The sequence below is a fragment of the Streptomyces chlorus genome (assembly GCF_042655885.1).
Taxonomy (GTDB): Bacteria; Actinomycetota; Actinomycetes; order Streptomycetales; family Streptomycetaceae; genus Streptomyces; species Streptomyces chlorus.
In genome coordinates this window covers 124253-138299 of record NZ_JBHSOA010000014.1, presented here as the reverse complement: position 1 = coordinate 138299, position 14047 = coordinate 124253, and the positions used below count along the sequence as shown (strand labels likewise).

12 protein-coding genes and 1 pseudogene are annotated in these 14047 nt (G+C 72.6%); 9 read left to right on the top strand and 4 right to left on the bottom strand.

Translation table 11 applies throughout. The features are described from left to right. Positions 1 to 61: 61 nt before the first annotated feature. From ACFPZI_RS08465 to ACFPZI_RS08455, 3 genes are read left to right on the top strand one after another with little or no spacing between them, the layout of a single operon-like run. Entirely contained in the window at positions 62 to 1597 is a 1536-nt protein-coding gene (locus tag ACFPZI_RS08465; protein WP_381360320.1) for an AMP-binding protein, read from the top strand. Further along, entirely contained in the window at positions 1594 to 2328 is a 735-nt protein-coding gene (locus tag ACFPZI_RS08460) for an enoyl-CoA hydratase family protein (RefSeq protein WP_381360317.1), read from the top strand. Before ACFPZI_RS08465 ends, ACFPZI_RS08460 begins: the two co-directional genes overlap by 4 nt. Continuing rightward, positions 2316 to 3002 carry a TetR/AcrR family transcriptional regulator gene (locus ACFPZI_RS08455; protein ID WP_381360314.1) on the top strand — a complete coding sequence of 229 codons (687 nt, stop codon included), beginning with the start codon at positions 2316 to 2318 and terminating at the stop codon, positions 3000 to 3002. Before ACFPZI_RS08460 ends, ACFPZI_RS08455 begins: the two co-directional genes overlap by 13 nt. Before the next feature lie 4 nt (positions 3003 to 3006). Here ACFPZI_RS08455 and pdxH read toward each other — a convergent pair whose 3' ends face one another. After that, positions 3007 to 3693 carry a pyridoxamine 5'-phosphate oxidase gene (gene pdxH / locus ACFPZI_RS08450; RefSeq protein ID WP_381360311.1) on the bottom strand — a complete coding sequence of 229 codons (687 nt, stop codon included), beginning with the start codon at positions 3691 to 3693 and terminating at the stop codon, positions 3007 to 3009. 375 nt (positions 3694 to 4068) lie between these two features. On the opposite strand from pdxH, the gene ACFPZI_RS08445 reads away from it, so the two are divergent. From ACFPZI_RS08445 to ACFPZI_RS08435, 3 genes are all read left to right on the top strand, one after another. Further along, entirely contained in the window at positions 4069 to 5175 is a 1107-nt protein-coding gene (locus ACFPZI_RS08445; protein WP_381360308.1) for a citrate synthase 2, read from the top strand. 365 nt (positions 5176 to 5540) lie between these two features. Next, the gene (locus ACFPZI_RS08440) at positions 5541 to 5960 is read left to right on the top strand and encodes a RidA family protein (RefSeq protein WP_381360305.1); all 420 of its coding nucleotides are present in this window, start codon (positions 5541 to 5543) and stop codon (positions 5958 to 5960) included. Positions 5961 to 6159: 199 nt separating this feature from the next. Then, positions 6160 to 7572, top strand: coding sequence for a PAS domain-containing protein (locus tag ACFPZI_RS08435; RefSeq protein ID WP_381360303.1), 1413 nt, complete (start codon positions 6160 to 6162; stop codon positions 7570 to 7572). 313 nt (positions 7573 to 7885) lie between these two features. Here the strand turns inward: ACFPZI_RS08435 and ACFPZI_RS08430 are convergent, their stop codons facing one another. Continuing rightward, positions 7886 to 8641, bottom strand: coding sequence for an SIS domain-containing protein (locus tag ACFPZI_RS08430; RefSeq protein ID WP_381360300.1), 756 nt, complete (start codon positions 8639 to 8641; stop codon positions 7886 to 7888). 260 nt (positions 8642 to 8901) lie between these two features. Between ACFPZI_RS08430 and ACFPZI_RS08425 the strand changes: the two genes are divergently transcribed. Together ACFPZI_RS08425 and ACFPZI_RS08420 are read left to right on the top strand one after the other, a co-directional pair. Beyond that, positions 8902 to 9594 carry a metal-dependent transcriptional regulator gene (locus tag ACFPZI_RS08425; protein WP_381360298.1) on the top strand — a complete coding sequence of 231 codons (693 nt, stop codon included), beginning with the start codon at positions 8902 to 8904 and terminating at the stop codon, positions 9592 to 9594. Positions 9595 to 10179: 585 nt separating this feature from the next. Further along, entirely contained in the window at positions 10180 to 11061 is an 882-nt protein-coding gene (locus tag ACFPZI_RS08420; protein WP_381360295.1) for an alpha/beta fold hydrolase, read from the top strand. Between the two features lie 165 nt (positions 11062 to 11226). Here the strand turns inward: ACFPZI_RS08420 and ACFPZI_RS08415 are convergent. Both ACFPZI_RS08415 and ACFPZI_RS08410 read right to left on the bottom strand, forming a co-directional pair. Beyond that, positions 11227 to 11513: pseudogene (locus tag ACFPZI_RS08415) on the bottom strand (ATP-binding cassette domain-containing protein); the annotation flags it as partial. Positions 11514 to 11585: 72 nt separating this feature from the next. Then, positions 11586 to 12284, bottom strand: a complete 699-nt coding sequence (locus ACFPZI_RS08410; RefSeq protein ID WP_381360292.1) for a bifunctional DNA primase/polymerase — start codon at positions 12282 to 12284, stop codon at positions 11586 to 11588. 341 nt (positions 12285 to 12625) lie between these two features. On the opposite strand from ACFPZI_RS08410, the gene ACFPZI_RS08405 reads away from it, so the two are divergent. Then, complete coding sequence (locus ACFPZI_RS08405) at positions 12626 to 14011, top strand: tetratricopeptide repeat protein (protein ID WP_381360289.1); 1386 nt, start codon at positions 12626 to 12628, stop codon at positions 14009 to 14011. The last annotated feature ends 36 nt before the right edge of the window (positions 14012 to 14047 follow it).

The following is a 14047-nucleotide window of genomic DNA, read 5'->3' as shown; positions in this document are numbered from 1 at the left end:
ACGGCATATCCAGGAGTACCGAGTCGTACCGAACCGGCACAGCGTTGTGCGAGGAGGAACCATGTTCCGCAGCGAGTACGCAGACGTTCCACCCGTCGAGCTCCCCATCCACGACGCGGTGCTCGCGCGCGCCGCCGAGTTCGGGAGCACCGCGGCGCTCATCGACGGCACCGACGGCACCACCCTCACGTACGAGCAGGTGGACCGGTTCCACCGGCGCGTCGCCGCCGCTCTCGCCGAGGCAGGCGTGCGCAAGGGCGACGTGCTCGCGCTGCACAGCCCCAACACGGTCGCCTTCCCGCTCGCCTTCTACGCGGCCACCCGCGCGGGTGCCTCGGTCACCACCATTCACCCGCTCGCCACCGCCGAGGAGTTCGGCAGGCAGCTGGCGGACTCCGGGGCCCGCTGGATCGTCACCGTGTCCCCGCTGCTTCAGACCGCGCGCAGGGCGGCCGAACTCGCGGGCGGCGTCGAGGAGATCCTCGTCTGCGACAGCGCGCCCGGCCACCGCTCGCTGATCGACATGCTGGCCTCCACCGCCCCCGAGCCGCAGGTCGCCATCGACCCCGCCGAGGACGTCGCCGCCCTGCCGTACTCCTCCGGCACCACCGGCACCCCCAAGGGGGTGATGCTCACGCACCGCCAGATCGCCACGAACCTCGCCCAGCTCGAACCGCTGATCACCGCAGGACCCGGCGACCGCGTCCTCGCCGTGCTGCCGTTCTTCCACATCTACGGCCTCACGGCCCTGATGAACGCCCCCCTGCGCAAGGGCGCCACCGTCGTCGTCCTCCCGCGCTTCGACCTGGAGACGTTCCTGACGGCCATCCAGAACCACCGCATCACCGGCCTGTACGTGGCCCCGCCCATCGTCCTGGCGCTCGCCAAGCACCCCCTGGTCGCCGAGTACGACCTCAGCTCCCTGAAGCACATCATCAGCGCCGCCGCTCCCCTGGACGCGAGCCTCGCCGCCGCCTGCTCGCAGCGGCTCGGCCTGCCGCCCGTCGGCCAGGCGTACGGCATGACGGAGCTCTCGCCGAACATCCACCATTCGCCGGAGTCACGGCACCTGTTGACGTTCTGTAGTTACTCTGCTGCACATTGTGATGCGCGGGTTTCCGTAAGGGTACGCGTGCCTACCACCGGGTCGGTGGGAAGTCATGTCTGTGGAGTTGGTGTAAGACTGCCGGGCGGCGAGCCGCCCCTTGCCCTCATGGGGGCAGCCACGGGCGTCGAAGCAGAAAGACTGGTCCGTGAGGATCGGGGTCCCAACCATTCGTGGTGGGGGGGAGACCAACAAGTACAAGGGCTTCCCCGTCCAAGGACTGGACGCGGGGGCCTCGTTCTCAGGAGCTCAGCGAAAACCAAGCCGCTGCTGAGGGTGCGGCGTGGCGCTCCGGCGGTAAGTTCCGGAGCGCCACGCTGTGTTGTGCTCCGCGCGCACAGCATTGTCAGAGATCGCGCAGTGAACACCGTAAGACGCGTCGCCCCGTACAAGCGGGTCCGCCACGTCACGTTCATCGACGCCGTCCCCCGCGCGGCCTCCGGGAAGATCCTGCGCCGCGAACTCAGGGCGCAGTCCGAGGAGCCCTCGTGACCCTGATCGGCCGCACGCGCGCGCGGGGCGTCGAGACCCTCAGCCTCGACGCCCCCGAGCGCCGCAACGCCCTGTCCGCCGCCCTCGTCGCCGAGCTGGCCGACGCGCTCACCGACGCCGGCCGGGACGACGGCGTCCGCGCGGTCGTGCTCACGCACACCGGGAACACCTTCAGCGCGGGCGCCGACCTGCGCGACCCTCCGTCCCCACAGGCCCTGACCGGCCTGCTGCGGCAGCTCGTCGAACTGCCGAAACCGGTCGTCGCGCGGGTCACCGGGCACGTTCGCGCGGGCGGCCTCGGACTGCTCGGCGCCTGTGACATCGCCGCCGCCTCGGACACGGCCACGTTCGCCTTCACCGAGGTCCGCATCGGCGTCGCCCCCGCCGTCGTCTCCCTGCCGCTGCTGCCCCGCACCGACCCGCGCGCGCTCGCCCGCTACTCCCTCACCGGGGAGCGCCTCGACGCCGCCGAAGCCGCCCGCATCGGCCTGCTCACCGCCTACGGCGAGGACGTCGACGAGGTCCTCGCCTCCGTCCTCGACGGCCTGCGCCGAGCCGCCCCCGAGGCCCTGGCCGAGACGAAACGGCTGCTCACGGCTAGGGTGCTGGAGACCTTCGACCGGGACGCCGCCGACCTGACCGCGCTCTCGGCCCGCCTCTTCGCCTCCGCCACCGCGCGGGAGGGGATGACGGCCTTCCTCGAACGACGGGATCCGGAATGGGTGGTGTGAGCACGACCGACCGCAGCGATCGCAGTGACCACGGCGATCTCGGCGATCTCGGCGATCGTGCCGGCCGCGGCGACCGTGCCGAACGTGTCGAACGCGTCCCCAAGCAGGACCGCAGCCGGGCCACCCGGCAGCGCCTCCTGGAAGCCGCTGTGGCCTGCCTCGCCGAACACGGCTGGGCGGGCTCCACGGTCCTCGTCGTCGCCGAACGCGCGGGCGTCTCCCGGGGAGCGGCCCAGCACCACTTCCCGACCCGTGAGGACCTCTTCACGGCTGCCGTGGAGTACGTGGCCGAGGAACGCTCCACGGCCCTGCGTGCCCTCTTCGCCGACGGCACCGCCGCCGGCGACCGCCGCGCGGTGGTCACCGCCCTGATCGACCTCTACACCGGGCCTTTGTTCCGCGCCGCCCTGCACCTGTGGGTCGCCGCCTCCAACGAGGAGCAGCTGCGGCCCCGTGTGACCGAGCTGGAATCCCGCATCGGCCGCGAGAGCCACCGCGTCGCCGTGGAACTCCTCGCCGCCGACGAGACCCGCTCCGGGGTCCGCGAGACCGTCCAGGGTCTCCTCGACATGGCCCGCGGCCTGGGCCTCGCCACCCTCCTCACCGACGACGCGGCCCGGCGCGAGAGGGTGGTACGGCAGTGGGCGGCCCTGCTGGACGAGGTACTGGGCTGAAGGCTCACGGGCTCAGCCGCTCCACCCGCCAGCCGCCGTCCGGCCGGGCCGCGTACCGCAGGCGGTCGTGGAGGCGGTTCTCGCGGCCCTGCCAGAACTCCACCGCCTGCGGGGCCACCCGGAAGCCGCCCCAGTGCGGCGGGACCGGCACCTGCTCGCCCTCCGGATAACGGGCCGCCAGCTCCGCGTACGCCGCGTCCAGGTCCGTACGGTCGGCCAGCACCGACGACTGGCCGCTCGCCCACGCGCCCAGCTGCGAGCCGTGCGGCCGGGTGCGGAAGTAGGCGGCCGTCTCGTCCCGGCCGGTGCGCCGCGCGACTCCGGTGACGATGACCTGCCGGGCCATCGGATGCCACGGGAACAGCAGCGAGACGTACGGGTTCCCGGTCAGCTCGCGCCCCTTGCGGGAGTCGTAGTTCGTGTAGAACACGAACCCCCGCTCGTCGAAGTGCTTCAGCAGCACCGTGCGGGAGCTGGGCCGTCCCTGGGTGTCCGCCGTGGACACGATCATCGCGTTCGGCTCGAAGAGGCCGCCGTCCGTCGCCGCCTGCTTGAACCAGCGTGCGAACTGCTCGAGGGGAGTGGTGGCCAGGTCGGTCTCGGAAAGCCCCTCGGCCCGGTACTGCTTGCGCATCGAGGCGAGAGCGAGGGGAACGGATTCTCGGTCGGTCACGCTGTCATCCTGCCGCATGCGCGGAGGCCGCGGGCGGGGTGTCCGCAGGTCGGGAGGGCGGTCGGGAGGGGAGGTCGGGAGGGGAGGTCGGGAGGGCGGTCCGGAGCGGATGCCCGTCCGCGAGTGTGTGGCACTGAGTGCCGCGAACTCTCCCCAAAAATGGCACTCAGGGATATCGTGCTGGACAGTGATCCGGTTGGGTGGCCGCCGGCCGGGCATCACAGGGGTGACGCCCCGGACCGCGAGTCCTCGCGATGACGACCGCGGAGCCTTCGGACGCGCACTCGCCTCAACAGATCGACCGGTTACCGACCGATCGACCCACCGACCGGCCGGCGCGTGGTCGTCCCACCCACACCACCATCCGTCGCCCCCATCATGAGGAGCCGCCTGATGTCCGACTTCGTACCCGGGCTCGAAGGAGTCGTCGCGTTCGAGACGGAGATCGCCGAACCGGACAAGGAGGGCGGCGCCCTCCGGTACCGGGGCGTCGACATCGAGAATCTGGTCGGGCACGTCTCCTTCGGGAACGTCTGGGGCCTTCTCGTCGACGGCGCCTTCAACCCCGGTCTGCCGCCCGCCGAGCCCTTCCCGATCCCCGTCCACTCCGGTGACGTCCGCGTCGACGTCCAGTCCGCGCTCGCCATGCTGGCACCCGTCTGGGGTCTGAAACCGCTGCTCGACATCGATGCCGAGCAGGCCCGCGACGACCTCGCGCGCGCCGCCGTCATGGCCCTCTCCTACGTCGCCCAGTCCGCGCGCGGCCAGGGCCGGCCCATGGTCCCGCAGAGCGAGATCGACAAGGCGAGGTCCGTCGTCGAACGCTTCATGATCCGCTGGCGCGGCGAACCCGACCCCAAGCACGTCGCCGCCGTCGACGCGTACTGGACCTCCGCCGCCGAGCACGGCATGAACGCCTCCACCTTCACGGCCCGCGTCATCGCCTCCACCGGCGCGGACGTGGCCGCGGCCCTCTCGGGCGCCGTCGGCGCCATGTCGGGGCCCCTGCACGGTGGCGCGCCCTCGCGCGTCCTCGGCATGATCGAGGAGATCGAACGCACCGGAGACGCCGAGGCGTATGTGAAGCGGGTGCTCGACCAGGGCGAACGCCTCATGGGCTTCGGCCACCGCGTCTACCGCGCCGAGGACCCCCGCGCCCGCGTGCTGCGCCGCACCGCGCGCGATCTCGGTGCCCCGCGCTTCGAGGTCGCCGAGGCGCTGGAGAAGGCCGCCCTGGCCGAACTCCACGCCCGCCGTCCCGATCGCGTCCTGGCCACCAACGTCGAGTTCTGGGCCGCCATCGTCCTGGACTTCGCCGAGGTGCCGGCCCACATGTTCACCTCGATGTTCACCTGTGCCCGTACCGCGGGCTGGTCGGCCCACATCCTCGAGCAGAAGCGCACCGGCCGCCTGGTCCGTCCCTCCGCCCACTACATCGGCCCCGGCAACCGCGACCCGAAGGAGATCGAGGGCTACGCGGACATCGCCGACCGGGCCTGACACCCGGAGCACGACGGGCGCCCGGGGCCCGAGGGGTTCCGGCGCTCCCGGAAACGCAGACGACCCGCGAGCCTGGCCCTCCGAAGGAGGGGCCGGCCGGACGTACCGGCGACTCGCGGGTCGGGCGACTGCGTTGGATTGGGGCCGGTCGCGTGCATCACGCACACGCTGGTCCGGCGCCGAACCGAGTACGGCGACGGGCTACTGGCCCGCAGCCACCTCTTCCGTCCGGTATGAATACATGTGCCGAACCACCTCCTTTCCGGAATACCCCCACCCTAGGAACCGTCCTGCCGTCGGATCAACCGGTTTTTCGAGATATTGACCGTTGGACGTGTCGCCGCCGGTCACCTACCGTGCGGCGCATGGAGGACACGGGGCGGCGGGCGATCGCGGGCGGGTCGGTGTTCGAGGAGCGGATCGGCTACGCGCGGGCCGTGGTGGACGGGGACCGGGTGTACGTGTCCGGGACCACCGGGTTCGACTACGCGGCCATGACGATCTCCGACGACGTGGTCGAGCAGGCCGAGCAGTGCCTGCGGAACATCGAAGCGGCCCTGGACGAGGCGGGATGCACCTTCGCGGACGTCGTGCGGGTGCGTTACCTGCTGCCCGCGCGGGAGGACTTCGAGCCGTGCTGGCCCGTGCTGAAGCGCTGCTTCGGCGAGGTCCGGCCCGCGGCGACCATGCAGGTGTGCGGGCTCGCCGACCCCCGGATGAGGATCGAGATCGAGGTGGACGCCCGGCGGGGGAGCGGCGGGAAACCCCGGGACGGCGGCGGCTGAGCGGAGGGCGGGGACTCCGGACGGGGTCGGCGGCCGGGACCGGGCGGGGCGAGCGGGACCGGGGGCGGAATGCCGGTGGCGTACAACGATTTTCTCAATGTTGCGGGAACCCGATGTGCGCTGAGTCACGTTCAAGTTGAATGATTGCAAGTGGGCGGACCGACGTGCCGTACGTAGGACGCAGCTGCAGGGGGTCCAGGTGAGTGCTTCCCGGCGTAGTGGGACCACCGACGAACTGGGGCCCGACGAGCCCGAGCGGGAGAGTTCGGACGGTTCCGATCTGCTGGCCGCGTTGTTGGACGGCATGGACGCCGCCCTGTGTGCCTTCGACGCGGACGCGGTGGTGACGCACTGGAACCGTGAGGCGGAGCGCATCCTCGGATGGACCGCGGCCGAGGCCGTGGGCCGGCAGGGCTTCGCCGGATGGGCGGTGCGCGGCGCGGACGCCGCGGAGGTCGAGGGGCAGCTGATGTCGGCCATGGACGCCTCGGGCCGGCAGGTGCACGAGTTCGCGCTGCTGACCAAGGACGGCGGCCGGGTGCTGGTGCGGACGCAGTCCGCGGCCGTACGCGGGCCCGACGGGAAGCCGGCGGGTGTGTACTGCGCGTTCAGCGAGGTGCACGCGCAGATCGACCTGGAGCGGTCGATCGCGCTGAGCGAGGCGCTGCTGGAGGACGCGAGCTGGGGCGTCGTCCTCGTCGACGCCGATCTGCGGCCCGCCGTGATCAACGCGCACGCGGCGAAGGCGCTCGGCACCGGGCGCACCTCCGTGCTGGGGCGGCCGCTCGGGGAGCTGCTGTCGCAGGGAGTGGAGGAACTGGAGAGCGCGCTCACCCATGTGCTGGCCCAGGGCGCTCCGCCCGCGCCCGCCGAGATCTGGGTGAGTGTGCGGGAGCCGAAGGGCGAGCGGCGGCGGTGCTGGCGGTGCGGCTTCGTGCGGCTGGCGTCGCCGCTGGCGGAGGAGCCGGTGCCGCTCGGCGTGGGCTGGCTGTTCCAGGACGTGACCGAGGCCCGGCAGAGCGAGCAGGAGGCCTCGCTGGTGCGGTTCCGGGCGCAGCAGCTGCACCGGGCGGCGCGGGCGGCGGCCGAGTGCGAGGACCCGGCGGAGGCCGTCACCGTCCATCTGGACTTCGCGCTCCCCGGATTTGCCGACCACGCGCTGATCGACCGCGTGGCGGACCGGGCGGCCGACGGGGCCGCGGGTGACGCGGAGAGCGCGGGCCGGATCCGGCTGGTGCGGATCGCGGCCACTCCGTCAGGGGTGCCGGGGCCGAGCAGGCTCGCCGGGCAGGCGGGTCTGCCGGTGCGGTACGGCCAGGGCCATCCCGCCCTGCGGTGCGTCGAGCGGGCCGGTTCCGTACGGGCCGACGTGGGGGCGGTGCCGGCGGAGGATGCGCGCGCGTGGGCGGTGTCCCGGCAGTGGCCGGCGGACGCGGCGCACGCCCTGTGCACGGTGCTGCGCAGCCGGGGCCGCACGCTCGGTGCCGTGACGTTTCTGCGGGGCCCGGGACGCAACGCCTTCGAACGCCCCGACGCGATGTACGCGGAGGACGTGGCCCACCGCATCGCCACGGCCCTGGACCTGATGGGAGCGACCGGACAGCGGGAGTGACCCCGACCCGGCGGGCGGAGTGACGGCGGAGCGGTGACGGGAGCGCGGTCGCGGTGACCGGCGGCCGGAGTGGTGACGGGAGCGCGGTCGCGGTGACCGGCGGCCGGAGTGGTGACGGGAGCGCGGTCGCGGTGACCGGCGGCCGGAGTGGTGACGGGAGCGCGGTCGCGGTGACCGGCGGCCGGAGTGGTGAGGGTGGCCCGGCGATGGGAATGGCGGTGACCGGCGGTCGGAGTGGCAACGGCGGCCAAAGCGGTCATGGTGACCGGCGCCGGGCCGGTGACAGCGACGGGTGGCGGGGCGGCGGCGGGGTTCAGTGCCGGTAGAAGATCCGGTCGCCGTACTGCTCCAGGACGCGGCCGTTCCAGGCGTGGCCGCCGTCGACGTTGCCGGAGCGCAGGAGGGGCGGCTCGATGCCGCGGTCGGCCAGGGTGGCGGCCGCGGTGGCCATGACCGCCTGGAGGAGGGCCGTGGTGACGACGGTGGAGGCGGGGGCGAAGGGGGCGGGGACGTTGTCCCGGGTCAGCTCCGCGTCACCGACCGCGATCTTGGAGTCCAGGACGAGATCGCAGTGGTCCTTGAGGTACGTCCCCGACACGTGCCGGGACGTCGTTTCCGTCGCGTAGGCCACCGAGGTCACGCCGATGACCTTCAGGCCCAGGGCGCGGGCGTTCATGGCCATCTCCACGGGGAGCGCGTTGCGCCCGGACAGGGAGACGATCACCAGCGCGTCGCCCGCGCGGGCCGGGGACGAGTCGAGCACGGCGCTCGCGAGCCCGTCGACACGCTCGAGGGCCGAGCCGAGGGTGGCCGGCATCACGTCGATGCCGACGACGCCCGGGACGGCGAGCAGGTTCATCAGGGCGAGCCCGCCCGCGCGGTAGACGATGTCCTGCGCGGCGAGCGAGGAGTGGCCGGCGCCGAAGGCGAAGAGGCGTCCGCCGCCCGCGACCGTGTCGGCGAGCAGGGTGCCCGCGGCCGCGACGGAGGCGGCCTCCTCGTCGCGGACCCGGTGCAGCAGGCCGATCGCGGCATCGAGGAACTGGCCGGCCGGCGTACGGTCGCTCATGCGGCATCCCTTCGGGGTGGACTGCTGCCGATCACCGTGCGGTCCGGACCAGTACCGTGTCAATATGGCGGCCCGAGGGGCAGGGAAGCCCTCCGCGACGGCCCCGCACCACCGTGTACCACCCCGCGCATACCTTTCGTTCCACGGCGCGCCTCGGTTGTCGGCGCCATGCGTCAGAATTGAGTCCAGGGCCAGCACATGCGCCGGTGAGCCGTCCAGCCTCCGGCAGAGCCAATCGCAGATCTCATCGAGGGGCACGTATGTCCGGACTGATCGACACCACGGAGATGTATCTCCGCACCATCCTCGAGCTGGAGGAGGAGGGGGTGGTCCCCATGCGCGCCAGGATCGCGGAGCGGCTCGACCAGAGCGGGCCGACGGTCAGCCAGACGGTGGCCCGGATGGAGCGCGACGGCCTGGTGTCCGTCGCCGCCGACCGGCATCTGGAGTTCACCGCCGAGGGCCGCCGGCTCGCCACCCGCGTGATGCGCAAGCACCGCCTCGCCGAGTGTCTGCTCGTCGACGTGATCGGCCTGGAGTGGGAGCAGGTGCACGCCGAGGCCTGCCGCTGGGAGCACGTGATGAGCGAGGCCGTCGAGCGCCGTGTGCTGGAGCTGCTGCGGCATCCCACCGAGTCGCCCTACGGCAACCCGATCCCGGGCCTGGAGGAGCTGGGCGAGAAGGACGGCGCCGACCCGTTCCTGGACGAGGGCATGGTGTCCCTGGCCGATCTCGACCCGGGTCTCGAGGGCAAGACGGTCGTGGTGCGCCGTATCGGCGAGCCGATCCAGACGGACGCGCAGCTGATGTACACGCTGCGCCGGGCGGGCGTCCAGCCGGGTTCGGTGGTCAGTGTGACGGAGTCGGCGGGCGGTGTGCTGGTGGGCAGCAGCGGTGAGGCGGCCGAGCTGGAGAGGGACGTCGCCTCCCACGTGTTCGTCGCCAAGCCGTAGTCCCGGGTCCGGTTGCGGACAGCGGTCGGGCAGGGGCGGGCGCCGGCACGGTGGTGATCCCGCGATGGTGGGCATGTGTTCGCGTCCGGTCAACTCGACTGCTGTGAAAGGAAGTTGCTCCGGTGGCGTCGCGGCGCCGGTGCGATCGCGCCGAATCCGGGCCGAGTGCGCCGAAGCGCAGCGCTCGCGCGGTTCGCGTGCGAGGCTGTCGCGTGAGGCATATGGCCTGAGGGGCTCTTGGCCGGGCCGACCGCGCTGTCACCCGGCCGGGGAGGGGCGGGAGGATGTGCCGTGACCACGCGAGGAGCCCCGGCGCCGCACGGCGCCGGGGCCTGCCCTCCCCTGTGCTGACCCGGAGCCCCGAGCTCCCAGGGTCATTCCCTGCGGACCAATTTCCCCGAGAGGTCCGCCTCCCGTTGGAGATCTCCCCCCGGCCGCGGCGATCAATCCCCGAGCGGTGTCACTCGTACGAGGGGTGTTGACGGCTGGAACCGAATTCTCGAAAGCGCATTCGATAATCTGTGGGGCGGCAACAGCAGGCAGGGCAAGCAGCACGGCAAGCAGCGAGCTGGGGGTGCCAAGACGATGGCGCGACGCATCGACGTGACGGGGACGGACGGCGTACGTCTCGCGGCCTGGGAGTTCGGCGATCCGCCCAAGACCGGCAGCGATCCGACGGAGCACCCCACCGGGGGTGACGCCTCGAGCGTGCTGCTGCTCCACGGGCTCATGGGCCGTGCCTCGCACTGGGCGTCCACCGCCCGCCGGCTCTCCGGGCGGTGCCGGGCGGTCGCCCTGGACCAGCGCGGCCACGGCCGCAGCGACAAGCCCCCGCAGGCCTCGTTCACCCGTGACGCCTACGTCGACGACGCCGAGGCCGCCCTCGATCAGCTGGGCCTCGGCCCGGCCGTCCTCATCGGCCACGCCATGGGTGCGCTGACCGCCTGGCAGCTGGCAGCCAAACGACCCGACCTGGTGCACGGGCTGGTCATCTGTGACATGCGGGCCTCCGCGCTCGGGGCTGCCTCGCAGCGCGAGTGGGCCCAGTGGTTCAAGGCCTGGCCCGTTCCGTTCGCCACCCTCGCCGACGTCCGCAAGTGGTTCGGCGAGGACGACCCCTGGGTGGAGCGGCCGAACCCGGCCCGCGGTGAGTTCTACGCCGAGGTGATGGCCGAGTCCCCGGACGGATGGCGGCCGGTTTTCGATTTCGGCCAGATGCTCCGCTCCCGCGAGACCTGGGTGTACGACGCGCACTGGGAAGAACTGGCCCAGGTGCGGTGCCCGGCCCTGGTGGTCCGCGGCCTCGACGGCGAACTGGGCCGCGCGGAGGCCCAGGAGATGGTCCGGGTCCTGCCCCGCGGCCAGTACGCGGAGGTGGTCGACGCCGGCCACCTCGTCCACTACGACCAGCCCGACGCCTGGCGCACCGCCATCGAACCGTTCCTGGACGCCCTCCAGGACGCCTGAGCCCCGAGCCCTCGCCCTGCTGCGGGCCCCGTGCCCCCGCCCTGCCCCTCAGCCCTTGCTGACCGCCGTGAGGATCTCCGGCAGGCGGTGGGCCGTGCTCGGCGCCGCGAGGCGGAGGCCGAGGAGGGTGAGGGCGGCGCCGTACGCCGTGCCTGCCGGCCACAGCAGCCCTTCCGGCAGCACCCCGATCCGCGCCTTGACCTCGACCGGGTCGCGCCGCACGTCGTGTCCCACGACCTCGACGGTGCCCTGGTCGGGCCGCAGCAGCCCGGTCACCATCGACAGCGTGGTGGTCTTGCCGGCCCGTTCGGCCCGACGAGCCCGATGAACCTGCCCGCGGGCAGCTCCGGATCGATCCCGGCCACCGCGACCTGCCGGCCGAACCGCTTCCAGAGCCCCCGCACACGAACGGCGGCCGGACCCACTTCTGTTCGCCCTGTTCCCTCCGTCATACGAAGCACCCCATGGGGGCCGATCCGACGGTGGGGCGGGTCGTGCACGCCGAGATCCTCTCCCGCAGCGCCCTACTGCTCCCGCCGTTCCCGGCGTTCCCGGCGGTCCTGCCGGTCCCGGCCGCACGCGTACGCCAGTGGCGAGATCAGCTCCGCGGCGTCCAGCAGCCACCGGTTCGCCGGTGTCGGCCTGCCGGCCCACTGCACGGCCCCCCTGGACCCGAACCGCGTGGGCGGCGCCGCCACGTACGCCCCCTCGCCCCGCACGGTCAGATCGAGCGGGGACAGCGACCAGCCCAGGGAGCGGATCAGGCCCGGCACCTTCGCCGCGGCGCCGGGGAGCACGAAGAACTCCATGCGCCGGGCGGGCGTCAGGGTCACCGGACCGAGCGCCAGTTCCATCCGCTCCATCCGGGCCAGCGCCAGGAACCCCGCCGTCTCGGGGACGGAGATCGTGTCGAAGGAGTGGCCGGTGGGCAGCAGGATCGAGGCTGTCGGCCACGTCTGCCACATGCGGCGGACGGCCGTCGCGCTGCCGGTCGCCTGGGCCGCCCAGTCGGAGCGCGCCGGGTGTGCGCCGGGGGCCGGGCACTCGACGACACCGCACGAGCAGCGGTGCACCCCGTCGAAGGCCTCCAGCCACGTGCCCGGGAACACGTCCCAGTGTCGCTCCTCGGTGTAGCGAACCGCGGTGTCCAGCAGGGTTTCCCCGCGCTGCTTCGGGATCTGTCCGGCATCGGTGCCCGGGATCGTCTCTTCCACGATGAACACAACTACGTCCGTCACCAGGGGTTACGCCCGTGCCCATGCGCGGGGGAGGGGCATGCGCTCCGTGGCCGGGGCGCATGGGTGCATGTGCGGGGGCGCGCAGGAGGATCGGTGTCCGCGGGTGGGTAGCCAAGGGTGGGTAGCCAGGACGGGGCCGGCATCCGCCGTCACTCCGGCAATTCGCCCATGCCTCGCATCTTCGGCACCTCGGCGGGGCATTGATCTTCACGGCCGGAACTCTTCGTCCCTTCACGAGGGGAGTTGTCAGGGGATGGGCGGGTCCGGCCGCCGAAGACACGTCAACTCGGTGCGTGGGCAGGCACCGCAGCCTCAGGGGGTATGCCATGGCCGCAAGGCCTCTCGTCGCGCGGCAGCCGAACGAACGACTGCAGGCGCTCATCCAGGAAGCCGGATGCTCCCATGCCGGGCTGGCCCGCAGAGTCAACATGTGCGGCGCCGAGCACGGCCTCGACCTCCGGTACGACAAGACGTCGGTGGCCCGCTGGCTGCGCGGACAGCAGCCGCGGGGCCGGGCACCGGCGATCATCGCGGAGGCACTCGGGCGCAAGCTGGGCCGTACGGTCACGATCGACGAGATCGGCATGGCCAACGGCAAGAACCTCGCGTCGGGTGTCGGTCTCCAGTTCTCGCCGACGGTACTGGGGGCCATAGAGCAGGTCTGCGAGCTGTGGCGCAGCGACGTGGGCCGGCGGGACTTCCTGTCCGGCTCCTCCGTCGCCGCGTCCGCGCTGGTGGAGCCGAGCCGGGACTGGCTGATCTCCGCCCCCGACCCGCAGGTGGCGCGCTCGGCCGGGCCGCGGGTCGGGCAGTCCGACGTGGGAGCCGTGCGGGCCATGACGCAGTCCCTGGTGGACCTGGACCACCAGTACGGCAGCGGGCACGTGCGTCCGGTCGTCGTGCACTACCTCAACAGCGTCGTCTCCGGGCTGCTCGCCGGCTCGTACCGGGAGGCCGTCGGACGGGAGTTGTTCGCGGCGGTCGCCCGACTGACCGAACTCGCCGGGTACATGGCCGTCGACACCGGGCAGCCGGGCCTCGCCCAGCGCTACTACATCCAGTCGCTGCGACTGGCCCAGGCGGCCGGCGACCGCGGGTACGGCGGGTACGTGCTCGCCGCCTCCATGAGTCATCTGGCCGCGCAGCTCGGAAACCCGCGCGAGATCGCGCAGTTGGCGCGTGCCGCACAGGAAGGCGCGCGAGGGCGGGCGACACCCCGCGCGGAGGCGATGTTCCGTGCGGCGGAGGCGCGCGGGCACGCGCTCATGGGTGACGCGCGCGCCGCGGAGGAGGCGGCCGGGCGCGCGATCGGCGCCATGGAGGCGGCCGAGCCGGCCTCGGGGGACGACCCCGTGTGGATCGCCCATTTCGACGAGGCCTACCTGTCCGACGAGTTGGCGCACTGCCACCGGGACCTGGGGCAGGCCGAGGACGCCGCGCGGTGCGCGCGCGAGTCGCTGGCCGGGCATCCCGAGTCGCGGGTGCGGCGCCGGGCGATCGGCTATGTGTTGCTCGCCACAGCACAGGTGCAGCAGCGGGAGGTCGAACAGGCCTGCAGCACGGGCCTGAAGGCGGTGGAACTGCTGGACGGGCTCAGATCCCACCGGGGCGCCGAGTACCTGGAGGACTTCCAGCAGCGGCTGGAGCCGTATCAGGAGGAGCCGGTGGTAAGGGAGTTCGGCGCGCGTATGGCCCTGCCCGCGGCGGCGTGAGCACGACGTCGCGACGCTGCCGCGCCCGGCCGTCGC